The sequence below is a fragment of the Ruegeria sp. HKCCD6157 genome, from assembly GCF_013110685.1.
Lineage (GTDB): Bacteria > Pseudomonadota > Alphaproteobacteria > Rhodobacterales > Rhodobacteraceae > Ruegeria.
Genome location: NZ_WVRB01000001.1, coordinates 20,235 through 40,544 on the forward strand (window position 1 = coordinate 20,235; position 20,310 = coordinate 40,544).

A 20,310-nucleotide genomic window follows, 5' to 3' on the forward strand; every position below is an offset into this window, starting at 1 on the left:
ACCACGACGTCACGCGCTTTTCCCGAAAAATCATAAGGTTCAAGTCTCAAGTTGACTTAATTGGCAAGGCTTTAGGGCGACAGAACGACCGAATATGCCGGTCTGCCGCTGACGTCACGTCAAGGCTGACAGAGGTGCTAAAGTGCCGTGGCCGACGTGAGATACCGGGCAGAAAAGCAGACTCAACCCCGGCGCCAGCAAAGAGCCGAAGCGCGCAAATGTGCTTCGAACAGATACACTTACGCTCCAGGCGCATACCGATTTTTGTCCGCCCGTTCATCATTGGGATACAGGTATCAGGGAAAGCGGCTCAAAGATCTGAGATAAGTCAGGAATCATCCGGTATCCAGGGTGGATCTGGCTGTGGATGAAACCCTATTCCTCGGCCACGGCTTTTACATGGGCCGCAAAGGACGGGGCCAGCATCAGGGACTTGCACCGCTCGAACCGGTTCGTGGCATAGGCCCAGAAATCTTCGGCGGGGTTTTCATCCGCATGCTGGATCAATCCCCACAGCGTCCACAGCAGGTCGCACATGGCTTTGTAGATCACCATGCGCCCGATCTGAGCCTCGCTCGGCGGGCCGTCGAAATAGGCGGTCAACATTTCCAGCTCCTGTTCGTCGGTCAGCCCGGCTTCGACCGACAGATCACCCAGATCCCAAAGGGCATCGTTCATGCCTGAATACTCGTAATCCACGATCCACATGCGCTGGCCGTCATCCAGAAAATTCTCGCACAGAGGGTCGCAGTGGCTCGGGACCAATGTCCCGGGTTTGTCCCGCAGCACCTCGCGGATCGGGGCCGCCTCGGCCACGACGTCCGCGTAACCCTCTGGCAGGGTAGCGTTTTTGTCCGCAAGCACCTTCATGTAGTCGTTGATCATCGAAAACAGCTCGAACCGAAACTTGAACGGCTCGGGGGCATCGTGCAGCTGCCTCAGCGCCTTTCCCGCGCGGGCGGCAGACCCGGGGCGCGTCGCAAACATCTCGGGTGTCATCGTGACGATGTCGGGCACGCAATCACTGATCATCACGCCGGATGACGCGTCTGCCCACAGAACTTCGGGGCCGACCCCGGCTTTTGCCGCCACCTGCGCGTTGTGGATTTCAACCGCGCGGTCGATATAGGCTTCGGTGCCTTCGCCGGGGATGCGCACGATCACCGTCCTTGGCCCGCCTTCGACGCGATAGACCAGATTGGTCAACCCGCCCAGCCGCTGGGTGTGAATGTCCGCCTCGGCAAGGGTTTCGAACCCCGCCACGTTGCGAAGGGCCTGAATAATCTCATTTGTTGGTTCATTCTGCATCGCTCTCTCCCTCAGGCTTTCAACCGGCTGTTTGCCGGGTCGTAAAGCGGCCCGTCCACACGCTGGATGGGGTGACGCTCTCCGAACACCTCCACTTCGAATTCTGACCCACCAGCCAATCCCGCAGGTAGATAACCGTAGAGGATCGTCTTGCCGACGGTAAACCCATAGCCACCACTGCACGCCAGCGAGACTGTTTTGCCGGCATGCAGTATGGTCTCTCCTCCGGTGATCGGCAGCCGCTCATCGGTGATGAACGTGCAGAGCTGCCGCTTGGGGCCGGTCGCTTTCTGCGCCTCCAGCACCGGTCGCCCGATGAAGCCCTGTTTGGATTTCAGATGGACCCGCGCACCAAGGCCCGCTTCGATTGGCGAATAGTCGGGGGTGATGTCGGCGCTCCAGTAAAGATAGCCTTTTTCCAGCCGCAAGGACTCGATGGTGCGGTAGCCGATGTCGCGGATGCCATGGCTCTGACCGGCCTGCCAAAGCAAGTCATAGACATGCAGGGCGAACTCGGTCGGGATATGTAACTCCCATCCCAGCTCTCCGATGTAACCTATGCGGATCGCGCGAACCTTTGCCGTTCCCAAGGTGATCTCTCGGGCCGTTGCAAAGGGAAACGCATGGTTCGAGACGTCTTCTTCCGCGATGGCCTGCATCACATCCCGTGCCTTGGGGCCGCAAATGTTGATGACGGCGCGTGCCGACGTCATTTCGACCAGCTGCGCGCGCCCATCGCGGGGCAGGTGACGTCGGATCCAATCCGCGTCATGCACGCCGAATCCGGACCCGGTGACGATGTAAAAATGGTCCCGCCCCAATCGGGTGACGGTGATATCGGCTTCAACCCCGCCGCGATCATTGCACAATTGGGTGTAGATCACCGTGCCATCCGGCTTGTCCATATTTGAAACGGCAAGGTTTTGAAGGGCTTCCAGTGCGCCGGGGCCGATCAGTTCGAACTTTGAGAAACTGGTTTGATCGATCAGAACGACCCCGTCGCGCGCGGCCTTGTGTTCCTGTTCGGCATAGGTTTTCCAACCCGGCGACAGGAAATCCAACTGATCCACCGGCTCGACACCGGCCGGAGCGAACCAGAGCGGTCGCTCCCAGCCATTCTTGGATCCGAACACCGCACCATGTTGTTTCAACCGCTCATGCAGGGGCGACAGGCGCAGGTTTCTGGCCGTTTCCGCCTCCTGCCCCGGATATCGCATCTTGTAGTGATGCGCGTAATGCTCGACCGCGCGGGGATACATGAAGGCGCGCGAGGCGTGATGCGGACTGAACCGGCGCACGTCCAGAGGCCACAGATCAAGGCTCGGGCGGCCTTCGACAATCCACTCGGCGATCATCTCTCCTGCGCCACCACCTGCCGCGATGCCGTACAGAAATCCGGTCGCCAGCATCAGGTTTCGCAGCTCGGGCGCCCATCCCATGACAAAATCGCCATCCGCGGAATAAGGGATGGGGCCGTTGATCACCTGCCGGATTCCAACCGTGTTGACGACCGGCGTAACCTGACCTGCCAGTTCGGCAAGGGGGGCAAACCGCTCTAGGTTGTCGGGCAAAAGCTGCCGGACAAACGCGCCCGGAATACCCCTGTCGCCGAATGGCAGCGTGTTGTCCTCATACCCGCCGATCACAAGCCTCCCGCCTGCATCCGGTTTGTAATACACCAGCCGCTCGGGATCCCGCAGGGTTGGCAGGCGTTTTACAAGATCGGGGTCGGGCAGGGGTTCTGTTACGATGTATTGATGCTCGACAGCGCAGGCCGGGACAACGACCCCGAGTTTCGCGGCCAGTTCGCGGCTCCACATTCCGGCGGCCAGAACGACGGTGTCCGCTTCATAATCCCCTTCAGATGTCATCACTTTGGTGATGCGATCGTTATGGATCTCAAAATCGGTGACCTCTACGGATTGGCGGATCCGGGCACCGTGCATCCGGGCGCCGGATGCAATTGCCTGACACAGGCCTGCGGGATCGACATGACCGTCCGAGGGGATAAAGGCCGCGCCTTCCAGACCATTCGCATCGACATAGGGGAAAAGCGCCTTGGCTTCGGCGGCCGAGATTATTTCCATCTCCAGATCAAAGCTGCGGGCCATTGTCGCCAGGCGTTTTGCTTCCAGAAGCCGCTCTTTGCTTGCCGCCAGGCGCAGGCTTCCGACTTTCTTCCAGTCGAATTCCATCCCGGTTTCTTCGGCCAGACGATCATACAGCACCACGGACCGTTTCAGCATCCGCGTCGTGTTGCGCGATGACCGCAATTGCCCGACAAGCCCCGCTGCATGCCAGGTGGCCCCCTCGGTCAGGGACGCCCTTTCCAGAAGAACAACATCCGTCTCACCGGACCGTGCGAGGTGATACGCGATGGAGCATCCGATGATGCCCCCGCCGATGACGAGATGTCTGACCGAATGCGTTGTCATGCGTCCACCCATTTCAAATGACATGTCGTCATCAAAAGTCGCAAAACAACAAAAAGCAACAAAAATGTTTGAAATGTGTTGAAGTAAGTCGCTTGAACAGCGTCAACCTTGCAAGTAACCTGATGAAATCAACAAATATCACGGCGCTTCATGTCGAAATACGAGCAAGACATTCTCAGCACGGTAAACCTGCATGGGCGAATTTCGGTCATTGAGCTGGCGCGCATTCTCAAAGTGTCGGACCAGACCATAAGGCGAATCGTGAAGCCGATGGTCGCCAAGGGCAGCCTGTCCAAGGTGCATGGTGCATTGGTCAGCACTCAAAATGTGCTGGATCCTCCGTTTCTGGCCCGCATGGCGCAGAACCGTGCCGCCAAAGTCGCGATTGCCGACGCCGTTGCGGGGCGGATACCGGACGGTTCGGCCATTGCTATCGACACGGGTTCGACCTCGGGCTTCATTGCTCAGGCACTTCGCACGCGCAAAAACCTCACGGTGGTGACAAACTCGGCCTTCATCGCCGCCACGTTGTCGATGGAAGAGGGCAACAGGGTCTTCATGGCGGGGACGCAGTTGCGCAACCACGACGGCGCCGCTTTCGACCGGGCCGCCTATGACGTCATTGCAGGCTTCTCGGCCCGGACGGCCATATTGTCGGCATCACTGGTGCATCCCAGCAAGGGCTTCATGGTCTATGATCAATGCGAGGCTGATATGGCCCGCGCGATGTCTGATATTGCTGACCAGACCTTCATGGCGGTTGATTCAACAAAATTCAACGAGGCCCAGACCAGCCCGGCTTTGCGCCTGCCCGGGTTGACAGAAAAAGACGTGCTCATCACCGATCGCACATTGCCCGCAGCCTACAGGTCCTTGCCCGGAGATGCGGAATTGGTGATCGCGGGCGTGGGATCACAAGAAGACAGTCATTGACTTTGTGATGACACTGCCCGGCCCGACGTAATTAGCCGGTTCCACCGAAACGGTGAAACCGGCTGTGTTTCAGGCTGTTGCGCCCTTGATGCGAATGGCAGTGCCGAGGCTTCCTGCACAGACGCCGACCACAATAGCGATGATCAGTTCCAGTGGCTCTACATGCGCAAACCGGAAGCCTGCGAAAACCAGCGTCTCGAATACACCGACTGCGCCGCCCAACGCCGCGCCCAGCCACAGCTTGCGGGTCATCATGCCCAACGCCAGACCGAGTATGCCCGGCAAGCTCAGGACGTTGCCACCGATGGTTCCAAGTAACTCTAACATCTCTGCCCCCACATCAATTCGAACTGTTGTTCAGGAAATCGCGGATGTCGTCACCCGCGGCAGCGTGCTCCTGCACAACTTCATCTTCCAATGCAGCAGTCACCTTTTCGTATGTTTCCAAATAGTTGGGTGGAAGGCTGTGGGCGATGCCCTGGTGGCAATCGATACAGGTCATACCATTGTCGATGGCGCGTTGGTGTTCAGACGCGGCGCGGGTTTCCTGAATGGTGAAGTCCATGTAGTCAAAGTTGTGGCAGTTGCGGCACTCGCGGCTGTCGGACGCTTTCATTTTCTTCCAGACGGCCGAGGCCATCGCCAGGCGGTGATCCTCGTATTTCTCGGGTGTGCTGATGGTGCCCGCCAGTTCATGATAGACGTCCTTCACGGCCATGATCTTGGCTTTGATCTTGTGGTTCCACTCATCCGGAACGTGGCAGTCTGAGCAGATCGCACGAACGCCGGAGTGGTTGTTGTAGTGGATCGTCTCGCGATACTCACCCAGGTTCGTTTCCATCGTGTGGCAGGAAACACAGAACTCTTCGGTGTTGGTCAGTTCCAGCGTCCAGTGAAACCCACCCCAGAACAGGATACCGGCCAGAAAACCGGCGAGGATCAGAAAGCCCGAGCTGAACATCACTGCCGGTGTCCAGATCGCGTTCCAGAGGCGACCAAGCAAGCCGCGTTTTTCAGGGGAGTCTGCCATGTCGGTGCTCCTTTCAGTCTTGCGTTGGATCAGTTGCCGGCGGAGGGCTGGAACACGTTGTCGACCAGCGGCGGTGCGTCCGCCTGCGGAACGTGGCATTGGTTGCAGAAGTACCGGGTTCCGGCAATCTGATCCAGCTCGTTGCCATCGCGATCCAGATAGTGGGTCATCGACAGGGTCGGCGCGTTGCGCTCGCCTGCCTTGGACCAGTCATGGCAGGACAGGCACTGATTGGTGCGCACATCAATCTGATATTGTTCGATCGAATGCGGAATCAGCGGTGGTTGCTGGCGATAATTACGTTGCATCCGTCCTTCGACATTCTTGTGGATCTGATCCAGTGGCACCGGCTCGTCAACGCCGGCCCCGCGCAGGGATTCGACCTGTGCGGATTGCGCAAGGGCCCATCCGCTCAGTAATACTACGGGTAGAAGGGCAATTCCGCCTGTAACGATTGATCTTTTCATCTTGGCACTCCCCTAGATAGGTCTGGCAGCGCGCGGCTCAGGCGCGGCAACTGGATCGGAAGGTTGAACGACATGGTCGTCGAACCGGTGAGTAAAGTTGAAGACATCGACTGCGCAGACATCGATGCAGCGTCCGCAGTTTGTGCAGTCGGGTGACAGGATCAGGGGCGAGCTTCCCGGCTTGCCTTTCAGCGCGGGTGAGATCACCTGATTTTCAGGACAGACCGCATAACAATCCATACAGTCATCACAGGCCGTGCGATTGGCGGCACTGACCCGCAGCAGGCTTTTCGACCCGATCAGCCCGTAGAACGCGCCCACCGGGCACAAATGGCCGCACCAGCCGTGGCGTGAGACGAAGACGTCAAACACGAAGATGGCCGCGATCATGGCCCAGACAAAGCCCATGCCGAATACCAGCCCGCGATGCAGCATGGTGATCGGGTTGACCAGCTCCCACGCGATCACGCCGCTCAGGCCCGAGACCAGCAGCACGGTCGCCAGAATCCACAGCCGGGTGCCGCGCTTGGGTTGCCAGCCCTTCGGCAGGTCCAGTTTACGGTGCACCCAGTTGGCCGCGTCCGTCACCGGGTTAATGGGGCAAACCCAGGAACAATAGACACGGCCACCAATCAGGGCATAGACCACCAGAACGATCAGCCCACCGATCAGCGCGGTCATTTCGGGCCAATGACCTGCAACGAAGCTTTGCAACAGGATGAACGGATCGGTCAAAGGCAGCACGCCCAGCGTCAGTGACCCTGCCAAGGTGCCCTCGACAATCCAGATGCCGAACCATGGGCCCAGCAGAAACAGAACCAGAAAGAACAGCTGGCTAGCGCGGCGCATCAGCAAAAAGCGATGCGCCCCGATCCACCCTTTGCCTTCAACGGCCTCCTGACCGACGGGCATGTGCGTGCGCGTATTCATTGTCCCACCCCCGGCAGATCATATTCAGGGGCAAAGCCGCCGGGCGCGACAAGATTGTCGGTTCCCGGTCCGGGCAAACGATCCGGCAGATCGATGATCCCCTCGACCACCGGCGCGCCTTTGGCGGCCTTTTCCTCCCAACCCTTGCGGTAATGTTCTGCCGAACTGCCGCGCGCCAGCCGTGCCGGCAGAACCTTGATCGCGGCCTCGGGCAGAACACAGCTTTTCTCGCACATGCCACAACCGGTACAGCGTTCGGCATGAACGGTTGGAATGAACAAGGCATGATGACCCGATCGGGTATTGTGCGCCGTCTCCAAAGTGATCGCCTCGTCAATGACGGGGCAGACGCGATAGCAGACGTCGCAGCGCAGACCGAGGAAATTCAGGCAGTTTTCCTGATCGACCAGAACGGCAACACCCATCTCGGCATCGTCGATATTCTCCAGCCCAGGGTCCAGCGCCCCTGTTGGACACGCGGCGACACACGGAATGTCGTCGCACATTTCGCAGGGAACATCCCGGGCGGTGAAGAACGGTGTTCCCGTCGCCACCGCATCAGAGCCGAGCTCGGCCAGTTTCAGGGTATCGTACGGGCAGTCCCGCACGCATAAACCGCAACGGATGCAGGCCGACAGGAACTCCTTCTCGGGCAATGCGCCGGGCGGGCGCAAGGCATCGGCGGGCAGGGCGCGGGCGTCGCGGGCCAGATAGGCCAGCAACGATCCGGCGACCACGCAGCCGCCCGCCGCCCGCGCCGAGTCCTGCAGGAACCGGCGCCGCTGCGGCGAAAGGGGTTTATCGACAAGAGACATGGGAACGCCCCGTATGATCCTTGCTGGTTACGCGCGCTCAACCTTGCAGGCGCATTTCTTGAAGTCGGTCTCTTTCGACAGCGGGCAGGTTGCGTCCAGCGTCAGCTTGTTGGTCAGCTGGTGCTCATCGAACCACGGCATAAAGACCAAACCGCGTGGCACCTTGTTCCGACCCCGGGTTTCAACACGGCTGGTAACCTCGCCGCGGCGGGTCGACAGAACAATCTCTTGACCCCGGCGCAATCCCCGATCCTTTGCGTCCTGCGGATGCATGTAGACCACGGCAGCGGGATAGGCGCGGTGCAGTTCCGGCACCCGGCGTGTCATCGACCCTGAATGCCAGTGTTCCAGCACGCGACCGGTGCACAGCCACAGATCGAATTCCGCATCCGGCTCCTCTGCTGCGGGCTCGTATGGCGCAAAGATGATTTTGGCCTTGCCATCCTTGTGGCCATAGAACTCCACGCCGGCACCCTCGGACACGTAGGGGTCATAGCCTTCGCGGAAACGATAGAGCGTTTCCTTGCCATCCACGACCGGCCAGCGCAGACCGCGGGCCTGGTGGTAGGTTTCGAATGGTGCCAGATCATGCGCATGGCCGCGCCCGAAGTTGGCGTACTCTTCGAACAGACCTTTCTGCACGTAAAAGCCGAAATGCTCGGATTCGTCGTTGTCAAAGCCTTTGGCGGTTTCCGACAGCGGGAACTTGTCGACGCTGCCATTGGCAAAAAGAACGTCATACATGGTCTTGCCGCGATGCTCGGGCATGGTGGCCAGCAATTCTTCGCCCCAGACCTCTTCGACGGTGAAGCGTTTCGAGAACTCCATCACCTGCCACAGGTCCGATTTGGCCTCGCCCGGGGCCTTGACCTGCTGCCGCCAGAACTGGGTGCGGCGCTCGGCGTTGCCATAGGCGCCTTCCTTCTCGACCCACATGGCGGTGGGCAGGATCAGGTCAGCGGAAACCGCAGTGACCGTCGGGTAGGGGTCTGAAACAGTGATGAAGTTTTCCGGGTTGCGGTAGCCGGGATAGCCTTCCTCGTTGATGTTCGGCGCAGCCTGCATGTTGTTGGTGCACTGAACCCAATAAGCGTTCAGATCGCCATCCTTCAGCTTGCGGTGTTGCAGCACGGCGTGGAAACCGGGCTTGTCAGGAATGGTGCCGGCGGGCACGTTCCAGGCGGATTCGCAGATCTCGCGGTGCTTTTCGTTCATCACCACCATGTCGGCGGGCAGGCGGTGCGCAAAGGTGCCTACCTCGCGCGCGGTACCGCAGGCCGACGGCTGACCGGTCAGCGAGAAGGGCGAGTTGCCGGGTTCCGAAATCTTGCCCACCAGCAGGTGCACGTTGTACATCAGCGAGTTCACCCAGGACCCGCGGGTATGTTGGTTGAAGCCCATGGTCCACAGGCTCATCACCTTGCGGTTGGGGTCGGCATATTGCTTGGCCAGACGCTCCAGCTTGTCAGCCGGAACACCGGATAGTTCCGAGGTGTATTCCAGCGTGTATTTCGAAACGGCTTCGGCATATTCCTCGAAGCTGATCGGCTCCAACTTGCCCGAGTTCGGGTTTTCAGCCTCTTGTTGCAGGGGGTTGTTGTCCCGCAGGCCGTAACCGATATCGGTGGCGGTTTTGGTGATGTTGACGTGGTTCTTGACGAACTCTTCGTTCACCGCGCCATTCTGGATGATGTAGTTCGCGATATAGTTCAGGATCGCCAGATCGGTTTGCGGTGCAAAGACCATGCCATTATCGGCCAGCTCGAACGAGCGGTGCTCGAAAGTCGACAGCACATGCACTTCGCAACCCGGCTTCGTCAGGCGGGTGTCGGTCAGGCGCGACCACAGGATCGGGTGCATCTCGGCCATGTTCGATCCCCACAGCACGAAAGTATCGGCGTGCTCAAGGTCGTCATAGCACCCCATCGGCTCATCAATGCCGAAAGTGCGCATGAAACCAACCACGGCCGAGGCCATGCAGTGACGCGCATTGGGATCAATGTTGTTCGACCGGAACCCGGCCTTCATCATCTTGGCGGCGGCATAGCCTTCCCAGACCGTCCACTGCCCCGAGCCGAACATGCCCACGCTGGTCGGGCCTTTCTTGGCAAGGGCCTCTTTCCATTTGGCGGCCATCACGTCGAAGGCTTCATCCCAGCTGACCGGCTCGAACTCGCCATTCTTGTCATACTGGCCGTTGGTCTTGCGCAGAAGCGGAGTGGTCAGGCGGTCTTTGCCGTACATGATCTTGGACAGGAAATAGCCCTTGATACAGTTCAGGCCCCGGTTCACCGGTGCGTCCGGGTCACCTTGCGTGGCGACCACGCGGCCGTCCTTGGTGCCCACCAGAACCGAACAGCCTGTGCCACAGAACCGGCAGGCAGCCTTGTCCCAGCGAATATCGGGTGCGCCGACCTGAGCGCTGGCCTGACCTGCGGCCATGGGAATGCCCGCAGCCGAGGCAGTGGCTGCCGCTGCGGACGCTTTCAGGAATGTACGACGGGATTCAGAGATGGTCATTGCATGGGCCTCCTGCTGGACGGTTGGCTTGGAGCATCAGGACGCGGAGCCGTCTCCGCGAGATCTTCGAAATGGTGATAAGTCAGTGACAGTGAGATCACTCCGGGGATCTGGTGCAGATCCATGATGGTGTCCGAGGCCAGCCGGTCGGCCGTATCCTCGACAACAACTACAAAACGGCCGTCCTCGGCTTCGGCATGAAGTTCGACGCCCTGGGTTCCGGCCATCGCCGCGCGTGCGGCATCGGTGTAATCGGGGGCGATGTGGACCAGGCAGCCACAGATGTTCATTGGTTCACCTCCGGGTGTTGTAGGGTGGGGCGGTGCATCACGATCGCCCCGGCGGGGCAGGCGGCGGAACAACTACCGCAGCCGATGCAGGTTTCTGTTTCAAGCGCCGGTTCCGCACGTCCGCCCAGTTGCAGGCGAAAGCGGATGGCATCCTGTTCGCAATTGTCCTGACACAGGCGGCAGCTTACGCCGTTCGTCGACAGGCAGCTTGTGTCATCGATTCGTGCGCGCCATGGCCATTCGGCAACACGTTCCGACAGCAACGCCGGGGTCGGACAAATGTCAGCGCAGTCACCACACAAGGTGCAACCGCCTGCGGACAGGTCCAGAACGGGGAAACCGGCATCGTCGAATGTGATGATGTCTTCAGGACACGCCGCGGCGCAGTCTTCGCAACGCGTGCATAGATCGCTGAAGCCAGTTGCAACTGCACCCGGCGGACGGATCGCATCTGGGTCCTCCCGCAGGACACGCGCGCTTAGAAAAGCGCGTCTGCTGGTCATCTGGCTCATAGCTGGCGACTCGAAATTGGATTGATTAGGTTCGCGTCCTTACTTCCTAGCTGCCTTAAGCAGCGCACGATTTGACCTATATCATACTTTTTTGGGTTTTTTTTGTTCGGTCTGAGATTTGTAATTCTTCATCAAACGTTCAATTCGATACGGGCGTCGGGGAAGAACTCCAGGATCTCTTTGGCTCTGCCGGCGGATGCCGCGCAAAGTGCAGTGGACAACCCATCCGCAATGGCCGCTTTCGGGGCAGAAACCGAAACGGTCCTGTCGCGGCTTGAAGGCCCATCCAAGGTAATGATGTGTCCGACTCCCTGGCTGATCTGAGTCGCCAGCGTTGAAGATGTCGCCACTGCCCGATCGTTCAATTCAATCCGCTTCAGAACCGTTTGGTCCGGCGCCGCCAATCCAACATTCCAAGGCGCACCGTCACCACGCGCACCCAGGGCGGCAACCTCTCCCATATTGACCAGAACATCACGCAGACCATGAGCACGCAGCAGGTCGGCGATCCGGTCGGTGATCGCGCCCTGCGCTATACCGTTCAACGTCAGCGCCGATTTTCCGGGCACCGGAAGGCGAATGGCCGAGGCGTCATAAATTACCTTTTCCCAGCCTATCGCCTGCTGAATTTCAACCAGATCATCCGGGCGCGTGCCCGCAGCCAATGCCGTCCACACGGGTTGAATGCTCGGATCAAATGCGCCACCCGATGCCTGATGCAGCGCTGAGCTGAGGCTTAGCACCTTCAACAATTCAGGAGCGGGCGCCGTCAGCACACCATCGCGATTCAACCGGCTGAGCTGCGATTGCGGACGATACAGGCTGAAGATGTCTTCCAGCCGGGCAATCTCGGTCTCCATGGCGGCCATGATGGGTGCAGCTTCGGCGTCCGTCAGGCCCACAAGGCGCAGGCTGGCGGTAGCACCCAACGCGGTCCCGTGCCAGCGCGCGTCCGAGGCCGCAAGTGGTGTGGCCGCAGCACAAGCGGCTGAGATGATCAGAAATCGGCGGCGCGACAAGGCGGTCATACGGGGGTCTCCAACGACAGTTCAAGATCGACAGGGCCAAGCACTTCGGTGTCCGGAATGTCCGGCAGGCCCAGTGCCGTTCCGCCGTAGATCTCAATGAATGCCTGAGCATCGGCAGGATCGGCAAAAGGCACCACTTCGCGGGCGCCCATGCCACCTGCCACATTGGCGCCGACAACAAAGGTCGCGCCATCCGCGGCGATCCAGTTCGAGATACCCGGCTGCCGCCAACTTGGCGCAATACCCATGTCGCTGACATAGACGGCTGTGATGTCGGCATCACGTTCAGGGCTTTTGAGGTATGCCACCATGTCGCGCACCTGCGCAAAGAACAGCGGTGCGGGATATCCTTCCAGATGGATCTGCCCCTTGGGGCCGCCATGTTCGGCGATGTTCATCTGGCAGAAATAGCTCAGCGCGTCCGGGGTCAGATCCACCGGATCGGGGGCCTCGGCCAGGTCTTCCTTGCAGGCCGCCAACGCGATCAAGGCAATCACGACGAGGGGTTTCATGGCTCGACCCTCCGGAATGCCAGCCGCGCCAGGGCGAAGCCGATCACTGGCCAGATCAGCAGCGATGCAGGCGCGGCCCAGACGGGCAAGGCCTGTGCCGCCCCGGTCATGCCGGATGCCATGGCCACGCCTTCCGTTGCGGCGATGTTCCACAGACGGAATGCGTCGGCCGGGTTGGCCACCATCACCCATGGAAAGACGGATTGGGTAAAGGTGCCGCCCTTGTCCATGACGACAGCCCCCAACAGGCCCAGATCATAGAGGACGACAAAAACCAGCCAGAGCCCGGCCGACAGACCTGCCGCCGCCGTAGCCCCCTTAGCCAGGGCAGACAGCAGGTATCCCAGCGCCAGAAACACGGCGCCCAGAAGGATGGATGTGAGGATGAGACGGACCAACGCCATCAGGCTTTCCGGCCCGGCACCGCCAAAGAAGGCCGCCACCGCGCCGGCGGTACCGAAACCGACCGTCATGGCAAAGGCCAGTGCCGCCAGGTGGGCGGTGAACTTGCCCAACAGGATTTCTCCGCGCCCCGCAGGGTAGGACAACAGCAGCGACAGGCTGCCCCGGTCCACGTCTCCGGCGATGGCGTCGAACGAGATCATCAGCGCCAATAGCGGTGCGAGATAGACCGACAGGGTGGTCATCGAGGCAACTGAAACGGTCAGCATATCGACACCCAGTGTGCCGGTTGGTGCGCTGCCTGCAAAGGTCAGGGCCAGCGCGAACAGCACCATGATCAGCGTCGCCACCAGCAGCCAGCGATTGCGGCGAAGGATCAGCATTTCGGTACGGGTAATGGCGAGGAAGCGGGTCATGGCCTCTCCTCCTGTGCATAATGGCGATAGAGGTCTTCCAGCTTGGGCGGGGTCATTTCCACATCCGCCACGGCATCGCCCAATCCGGCGATCCGGCGCAGGGCCTCCATCTTGTCGGCGGGGGAACACAGCAGCTCGACCGAAGCGCCGTTGATCCGGTTGCCGCCCAGTTCGGCGGCCAGCACGTCGGCGTTGGCGCTTGCACGTACTTTCAGACGGATCGGCAGGCCTGCAAGGGCCGACAGGTTGTTGAGCGTGTCATCGGCGACCATCCGGCCTTTGCGCAAGATTGCGATGCGGTCGGTGCGGGCCTCGACCTCGGTCAGCGCGTGGCTGGCGATCAGCACGGCGGTGCCCTGCGCGGCAAGCTCGTCGATGATGGCATAGAGATCCTGACGCGAGATCGGGTCCAACCCACTGGTGGGTTCATCCAGCAAAGCCACTTTCGGCTGACCCAGCAGAACCTGTGCCAGGCCCAGACGTTGCCGCATGCCTTTGGAATAGGTGCCGATCCGGCGGTCCAGGGCATCGCTCAGACCTACGCGCTCCAGCAGACCGGCCACATCCGCCCTGGTGCCGGACAATTTCGCAAACAGGGTCAGTTGCTCGCGCCCGGTCAGGGCCGGGTGGAAGGATACCGCCTCGGGCAGATAGGCCGTTTCCCGCCGCGCCTGGGCACTGCCTGGGGTGGCGTCTCCGATCCTGATGGCTCCGCCTTGGATCGGCGTCAGGCCAAGGATGGATTTGATCAGGGTCGACTTGCCAGCGCCGTTATGGCCCAGCAGCGCAACGCGCTGACCGGGGGCAAGTGACAGGGTGATATCGTCAAGAACGCGGGTTTTGCCCCGGTCCTTGCTGACATGGTCAATAATCAGGGCCTTATCCGTCATGAGGCACCTTTTCCATAGCTGGGGGTTCAAGGGGTTGCATCAATGGATTGCTGTCCATCACGCCACCGGGCAACAGTGCCGGAAAGGCGGATTGTGACCAGCGCACCAGCTGCACGGCAGGAGAGCCGAGCAGCAGTTTGGCTGCGGGTTGGGTCCACAGCACATGGTCCATCGAGTCATTCGGGCGATAAGGGGCATCGGCGATACCGTTGCCATCCACATCATAGGCGGCAAAATCGGACCAGTAGTTGCCGCGCCCGTCTTCGGACCACTCGACCCATTTGGTCGAGACGTATTTCACCTGTGTCCGGTTCCCGATGAAGGAATTGCCAACGATGCGGTTGCGTTCGCTGCCGGCGGTGAAGTGGATGCCGATGCCGCATCCCTGGAACCAGTTGTCGGTGAATTCGTTCTTGTTGGAGTTATAAAGGAAGGTGCACTTTTCCTTGGCACCGATCACCACGTTACCGGTGATCTGACTCTTGTTGGCATAGTTCAGCATCACGCCATGTTCACGGTCACCGATCGAAACGTTGTCTGCGACCTTCACATTGGTCGTGAACATCACCGCATAGCCCAGATCGTTGCCGATCGAGACATTGTTGCTGACCACCGAATTATCGGCATACATGTAATGCACGGCAAAGCGCAGATCGCGGAACAGGTTGCCGGTAAAGGTGTTCTTCTTGGACGAGTTCACGAAGATCCCGTCGCGCCCATAGCGGATATCATTATCCTCAACCCGCGCACCGGGTGCATTCCAGACATAAACGCCATTGCCACGGTCATTCATCCGCTGGTCCTGACGTCCTTCGATCCGGTTGCCACGCACGATGCTGTCCTTGGCACCATGAATGTCGATGCCGTAAAGATTGCCCAGCAGCACATTGTCTTCGACCACCGGCGCGCGGGCCGTCTTGGTCAGCTGGATGCCACTGTCGATCCCGTCATGGCTTGAACCCGAGCCGATCACTGTCAGGCCGCGCACGGTCACGCCCGGGCCGGTTACGGTGATGACGCTGCCGGTGCCTTGCCCGTCAATGGTGGCCTGTCCCAGCCCGTCGATGGTGACGGGCCGGTCCAGAACCAGATGTTCGGCATAAACACCGGGGCTCAGGCGGAGGGTGTCTCCATCCGCCGCCTGCGCCAGTATTTCATTGATGGCCCCCGCCCGGTTGGGCACATCCCAGTCCGCCGCCCAAAGGGGCGAGCCGAGCAGGAGCGGTATGAGCAGGGGCCAACGCATGGGTTATGCTCCTTGCGGTTCGACCAGCATCCGGCCGCGCATTTCCATGTGCAGCGCGTGGCAGAACCACTGGCAATAGAACCAGTGCACGCCCGGACGGTCAGCGGTGAAGGTGACCGAGGCGGTTGCCAGCGGTGCGACTTCCATCGCGATGCCGTAGTTGCCCAGGCAGAAGCCGTGGGTCACGTCGTCCACGTCATCCAGGTTGGTGATGTAGACCGTCACCTCGTCGCCCTGTTTGACGGTGAACTTCTCAAGGCTGAAGGTCGGCGCCTGCGAGGTCATGTAGACGCGTACCTTGTTGCCGTCCCGGATCGGTTCTTCGGCACCTTCTTCCAGATCGATGCCATCGGCTTCGGCCTGTTTGCGGGCGTCTTCCCAAGTGACGTCGTTGCGATCCCAGACGTTGACCGGGTTGACGATGTCGCTGCGAACGATGATCGAGTCATGCGGCTCGGCAAAGGTCGGGCCATCGTGGACCACCTTCATCTCGTCGGACGAGATGTCGATCAGCTGCTCGTTCTCGGGCTTCAGCGGACCAACGTTCAGGAACCGGTCTTTCGAGAACTTGTTCATCGAAATCAGCCACTTACCGTCGGCATCCTTGGTTTCACCCATGGAGGTCGAGTTGTGGCCCGGCTGATAGTGCACGTCGACCTTCGAGATGATCGGGTCCACATCGGCACCACCGTAGGCTCCGATTGCCTTTTCGATGTTCCACTTCACGATTTGGCTGTCCAGGAACAGCGTGGTGAACGCGTTGCCTTGACCGTCGTAGGCGGTGTGAAGCGGGCCAAGACCCAGCTGAGGCTCACCCACAATGCACGACCGCGGATCGGCATCGCTTTCGAACAGGGCGTCCAGCTTGGTGACGTCCATGATCGAGACGGTCGGCGACAGCTTGCCGTTGATGCAGACGTGCTTGCCGTCTGGCGCGGTGTTGATGCCGTGCGGAGAGTTCGGGATCGGAATGTAACGGGTGTATTTCTTGTTCTGACCCTTGCGCCCGTCCAGAACCTTTACGCCTTTCAGCTCCTGATAATCGCCGGCTTCGATGCCTTTTTCGATCTCGGCGATGTTGAAGACGACGACGTGGTCCAGCTCGTTCTCGGTCATCTCGGCCAGGTTCATGCCCATTTCCGAGTTGTACGAGGTCGAGAAGGCGTATTTGCCCTGATAGTCGCAATCGGTGTTGTCGAGGTTGCCCGACACGATCACCTGCCACGCCACTTCCATGGTGTCGCCGTCCAGCGCGGTGAAGATGTTCACGTATTGCGACGGATCGTCCAGCACGCTGCCATCGTTGACCAGCGGTGTTTCATCTTCACCATTGGCAAAGACATAGCCGGTGCGCGGGAATTTCTGCGGACGCAGACCGTGGATCGCCTTGGCGTTCGGGATCTCGGTGATCTTGTCGCATTTCATCACGTCACAGCGGACACGCGCGACGCGGGTGTTGGCCTTGTCGTTCATGAACAGATAGCGGCCGTCATAGGTGCCGTCGGTGAACGACATGTGCGGGTGGTGAAGGTCGCCGTTGTCATAGGTCTTCATGCCACGCTTGGCGAGAAACTCCTTGGTTTCAGGCAGCAACCCTTCGGTCATGATCTTCAGTGACTCGTTGGTCTGACCCCAGCCCGTGGCCGAGCAGCGGTTGAACACCGGCACCCGCATCAGCTCGCGCATGGACGGAAAGCCCAGAATGCGCAGCTCGCCGGTTTGACCCGAGGACCAGAAACCGTAATACTCGTCCAGTTCGCCCGGTTCGAGATTGGCATTGGCCGCAGCGCTCGCCTGTTTCGCGGTCATCAGGGTCGAGCCCAGACCGGTCCCGGCCAGCACGGCACCGGTTGCTGTTGCACCCAGCATCCCACGGCGTGTGACGGTTAGTTTGTTGTCATGTTCCGACATGTTCGTTCCTCCTTTTAGGAAACGGATTGCGGTTTGGCGTTCGGATGGTTCGCCGGTGGTTGTCCGAGCGGGGTCTTCATCTGGACCGATCCTGTCTTGGCCCGCCGTTTCAGCTGGCGGATAACGACGGGACATTTGTCCTCGGACTGGTAGAGCACCTGACAATGCAGGCAGGTGACGCACTCGTTCGGATTGATCTCACCGGTGGGGTGGATCGCCTGAACGGGGCATTCATTGGCGCAGGTCTGACAGGGTGTGCCGCAATCCTTGTAGCGGCGCAGCCAGTCGAACATGCGAATACGGGCAGGGATCGCCAGTGCTCCGCCCAGCGGGCAGAGATAGCGGCAATAGAACCGTTCGATGAACAGCCCGATCCCCAGCAGGGCCAGCGCAAAGACCACAAAAGGCCAGTCGCGCATGAATTTCAGAATGATCGCCGTTTTGAACGGCTCGACCTCGGCATATTTCTCGGCCAACGGGATCGAGATGAAGCTGAGCCCGAAAAGACCCAGAAAGATCATGTATTTCGCGGGCCACAGGCGTTCGTTCAGACCCCAGGGCAGCGTCCATTGCGGCACTTTCAGCGCGCGCGCGATCTTGTTGGTCAATTCCTGCAACGCGCCGAAGGGGCACAGCCATCCGCAATAGGCCCCGCGACCCCAGAACAACAGTGCGGCGGCAACGGCGAACCATTGGATGAACACCAGCGGGTCCAGCAGGAACGCATCCCACGAGAATCCTGTGCGCAGGCTGCCCGCCAGTGCCATCAGGTTCACCACGCTCAGCTGCGCGTTGGCGTACCAGCCGATGAAAAACAGGGTCATTGTCAGGTAGCCGATGCGGAACCAGTAGAAGACCCGCGCATTCATCGTCGCGTGGAACTGGAAGAAGAACGTCGCGGTCAGGACCAGCAGCATGACGCCAAGAACGGCGATTTCGACGGTGCGATCCTTCCAGATGCGCTGCCACAGGGCAGCCTTGGCGGCGGCTTCGCCGGTCGCATCGTCGACAATCTTTGGGGCTGCGACGGGCAGCAGGTAACGGTCGGGCAGTTTGTAGCCCAGATCGAATGTCAGAAAGGTTTTCTCAACAGCACCCACGGCACGCTGTACCAGCAGTTGCAGGCGGAACGGCTCGGTCGGTTCGAACTCGGCATCGGCGGGGATCTTGAAGATGTCCAGCTCCGTGAAACTGGGTGCATCCGGGGCTGCAACCTTGCCAAGGCGTACTTGCTGTTTGTCGAAAAAACGGACCGAGTTGTCGCCCTGGATCAACTGGATCCGATCGAAAATCCCGCCGCGCACATAGCCTGACCCCTTGAAGCTGTAGGCACCGCGCCCCAGCACCAGAATGGCCTGTTCGCCCTCGTCCAACCAGTTCACGAGGTTCTGGTACTCGGCGTCGCCCAGCAGTGACTTGCCGATCGACGGAACCGAGACAAGCGCCATATGCATGTCGATGAAAGTGTGATCCGGTTCGCCCGGTTCCGGGCGCTTGATCGCGCGCTGGTCTCCGGTGGCCTCGAAGGCGGCATTGACCTGCCCGACATCCAGCGTCAGCCGCCGGATCGAGCCGTCACCCGAAAGGGTCGACCAGTCATAGACCGCATTCTGCGCCATATCGACTTCGCGCTTTGGCCCGTCGGCCTGCAACGGCGACAGGCCGCCCAGACCCAATGCACGCGCCACCTTGATACCGCCACGCACAAGGCTGTCGTCGATCACCATGATCGTGACCGTCGCGCCCGAGATGATGTCGAGGTCGTGCCCCTCACCCCCGGTTTCGGCTTCAACCTTCAGGTCCAGGCCCGCATAGCCTTCGGTCAATTCAACCATGCGGGAATTGGGGATGCCGATCAGCACGATGGGTTCCGAGTGCTTGACCAGTTGCACTCCGGTCAACACAGCGTCGTTGTCGATGGCTGCAACGACGTGGATCGGTTTGCCGGAATAACCCGTCGTGCCAACAAAGTCCGAGGTCAGGAATGCCCAGGCAATGGTCTCGCCGCCTTTCAGGACGGGGGCGACCTTGACGTCATCGCGCACCGGGCCAAAGGCATCGGCGCCGGGGGCCAGATCGGCAGGTTCGATGTCGGGCAGGAAACTGGCCAGGCTGTCGGCATGGGCGCTGATCGCCATCAGGCAGGACAGAGTGAAAGCCAGCAGGAAATGGATTGCGCGACTTACGACCACGGCGCACCTCCGATTGCTAGGGTGGACGCCACGGACGCGCGCAGGGCGCGTTCAAATTCTTCTTGGGTCGCGAACGGGGGCCCTCGGGTTTCGGGCCACAGTCGCCTTGAGTTGTACAAAATGCACAGATCCCCGATTGCAGCGGGTACTATCCGTACATTTTCGGATTGCATCAGCAGCGGCAGATCCGGCAGCGGGGCTGCCGTTGTCACCGCGCACAGCGCGCAATCGGCGCATTTCGGGCAAGGCGCGGTCGGGTCATCAGTACCTTCCTCAAGGTCCACTTCAACCCAGACCGCCCCTGCCTCCGAGCAGATCTCGATCCACATGCTGTCCCCGGGACTCGCCAGCACCGGGCCAAGCATCTGCAAAAGCAACAGGAAAATACCCACCAAACCGCACACCGCGCGGGGCACGCGATCAAACAGGCTATGCGGGGGGCGGACGGTAGGCATTGAGAATCCAGCTCGGCG

General features: G+C 60.2%; 19 protein-coding genes. 1 reads left to right on the forward strand and 18 read right to left on the reverse strand.

Going from position 1 to position 20,310, the window contains the following annotated elements; genetic code table 11:
* Window positions 1-375: 375 nt before the first annotated feature.
* Window positions 376-1,308, reverse strand: a complete 933-nt coding sequence (locus GS612_RS00085) for a choline/ethanolamine kinase family protein (RefSeq protein ID WP_171638665.1) — start codon at window positions 1,306-1,308, stop codon at window positions 376-378.
* Window positions 1,309-1,319: 11 nt separating this feature from the next.
* Window positions 1,320-3,767, reverse strand: a complete 2,448-nt coding sequence (locus GS612_RS00090) for an FAD-dependent oxidoreductase (protein ID WP_253286078.1) — start codon at window positions 3,765-3,767, stop codon at window positions 1,320-1,322.
* Window positions 3,768-3,893: 126 nt separating this feature from the next.
* Between GS612_RS00090 and GS612_RS00095 the strand changes: the two genes are divergently transcribed.
* The gene (locus tag GS612_RS00095) at window positions 3,894-4,676 is read left to right on the forward strand and encodes a DeoR/GlpR family DNA-binding transcription regulator (RefSeq protein ID WP_171638666.1); all 783 of its coding nucleotides are present in this window, start codon (window positions 3,894-3,896) and stop codon (window positions 4,674-4,676) included.
* 69 nt (window positions 4,677-4,745) lie between these two features.
* On the opposite strand, the gene GS612_RS00100 is transcribed toward GS612_RS00095, so the two are convergent.
* The 16 genes from GS612_RS00100 to GS612_RS00175 all read right to left on the reverse strand — a co-directional run bounded on the left by GS612_RS00100 (window position 4,746) and on the right by GS612_RS00175 (window position 20,292).
* Window positions 4,746-5,003: a hypothetical protein gene (locus GS612_RS00100; protein WP_152460390.1), complete on the reverse strand. Its 258-nt coding sequence runs from the start codon at window positions 5,001-5,003 to the stop codon at window positions 4,746-4,748.
* 13 nt (window positions 5,004-5,016) lie between these two features.
* A complete protein-coding gene (locus tag GS612_RS00105; RefSeq protein WP_171638667.1) occupies window positions 5,017-5,706 on the reverse strand; it encodes a NapC/NirT family cytochrome c in 690 nt (229 codons plus the stop codon).
* Window positions 5,707-5,735: 29 nt separating this feature from the next.
* A complete protein-coding gene (locus GS612_RS00110) occupies window positions 5,736-6,173 on the reverse strand; it encodes a nitrate reductase cytochrome c-type subunit (protein WP_171638668.1) in 438 nt (145 codons plus the stop codon).
* Window positions 6,174-6,185: 12 nt separating this feature from the next.
* On the reverse strand, window positions 6,186-7,103 hold the full coding sequence (napH, locus tag GS612_RS00115; protein WP_171638669.1) for a quinol dehydrogenase ferredoxin subunit NapH: 918 nt from the start codon (window positions 7,101-7,103) through the stop codon (window positions 6,186-6,188).
* Window positions 7,100-7,918: a ferredoxin-type protein NapG gene (gene napG, locus GS612_RS00120; protein ID WP_171638670.1), complete on the reverse strand. Its 819-nt coding sequence runs from the start codon at window positions 7,916-7,918 to the stop codon at window positions 7,100-7,102. Before napG ends, napH begins: the two co-directional genes overlap by 4 nt.
* A 27-nt stretch (window positions 7,919-7,945) precedes the next feature.
* On the reverse strand, window positions 7,946-10,438 hold the full coding sequence (gene napA / locus GS612_RS00125; RefSeq protein ID WP_171638671.1) for a nitrate reductase catalytic subunit NapA: 2,493 nt from the start codon (window positions 10,436-10,438) through the stop codon (window positions 7,946-7,948).
* A complete protein-coding gene (locus tag GS612_RS00130; RefSeq protein ID WP_170345495.1) occupies window positions 10,435-10,728 on the reverse strand; it encodes a chaperone NapD in 294 nt (97 codons plus the stop codon). Before GS612_RS00130 ends, napA begins: the two co-directional genes overlap by 4 nt.
* Window positions 10,725-11,240 (reverse strand): ferredoxin-type protein NapF, encoded by a 516-nt coding sequence (gene napF / locus GS612_RS00135; RefSeq protein ID WP_171638672.1) that lies wholly within the window; start codon window positions 11,238-11,240, stop codon window positions 10,725-10,727. The genes GS612_RS00130 and napF overlap by 4 nt, the downstream gene beginning before the upstream one ends.
* Window positions 11,241-11,371: 131 nt before the next feature.
* Complete coding sequence (locus GS612_RS00140; RefSeq protein ID WP_171638673.1) at window positions 11,372-12,268, reverse strand: FAD:protein FMN transferase; 897 nt, start codon at window positions 12,266-12,268, stop codon at window positions 11,372-11,374.
* Entirely contained in the window at window positions 12,265-12,780 is a 516-nt protein-coding gene (locus GS612_RS00145; RefSeq protein WP_171638674.1) for a nitrous oxide reductase accessory protein NosL, read from the reverse strand. Before GS612_RS00145 ends, GS612_RS00140 begins: the two co-directional genes overlap by 4 nt.
* Entirely contained in the window at window positions 12,777-13,598 is an 822-nt protein-coding gene (locus tag GS612_RS00150) for an ABC transporter permease (RefSeq protein ID WP_171205203.1), read from the reverse strand. The genes GS612_RS00145 and GS612_RS00150 overlap by 4 nt, the downstream gene beginning before the upstream one ends.
* Window positions 13,595-14,488, reverse strand: a complete 894-nt coding sequence (locus GS612_RS00155) for an ABC transporter ATP-binding protein (RefSeq protein ID WP_171638675.1) — start codon at window positions 14,486-14,488, stop codon at window positions 13,595-13,597. The genes GS612_RS00150 and GS612_RS00155 overlap by 4 nt, the downstream gene beginning before the upstream one ends.
* Complete coding sequence (locus GS612_RS00160; RefSeq protein WP_171638676.1) at window positions 14,478-15,734, reverse strand: nitrous oxide reductase family maturation protein NosD; 1,257 nt, start codon at window positions 15,732-15,734, stop codon at window positions 14,478-14,480. The genes GS612_RS00155 and GS612_RS00160 overlap by 11 nt, the downstream gene beginning before the upstream one ends.
* 3 nt (window positions 15,735-15,737) lie before the next feature.
* The gene (gene nosZ / locus GS612_RS00165) at window positions 15,738-17,645 is read right to left on the reverse strand and encodes a TAT-dependent nitrous-oxide reductase (RefSeq protein ID WP_171638677.1); all 1,908 of its coding nucleotides are present in this window, start codon (window positions 17,643-17,645) and stop codon (window positions 15,738-15,740) included.
* Window positions 17,646-17,659: 14 nt separating this feature from the next.
* Window positions 17,660-19,783 carry a NosR/NirI family protein gene (locus tag GS612_RS00170; RefSeq protein ID WP_216603519.1) on the reverse strand — a complete coding sequence of 708 codons (2,124 nt, stop codon included), beginning with the start codon at window positions 19,781-19,783 and terminating at the stop codon, window positions 17,660-17,662.
* A 44-nt stretch (window positions 19,784-19,827) separates the two neighbouring features.
* Entirely contained in the window at window positions 19,828-20,292 is a 465-nt protein-coding gene (locus tag GS612_RS00175; RefSeq protein WP_216603481.1) for a DUF2946 family protein, read from the reverse strand.
* Window positions 20,293-20,310: the final 18 nt, after the last annotated feature.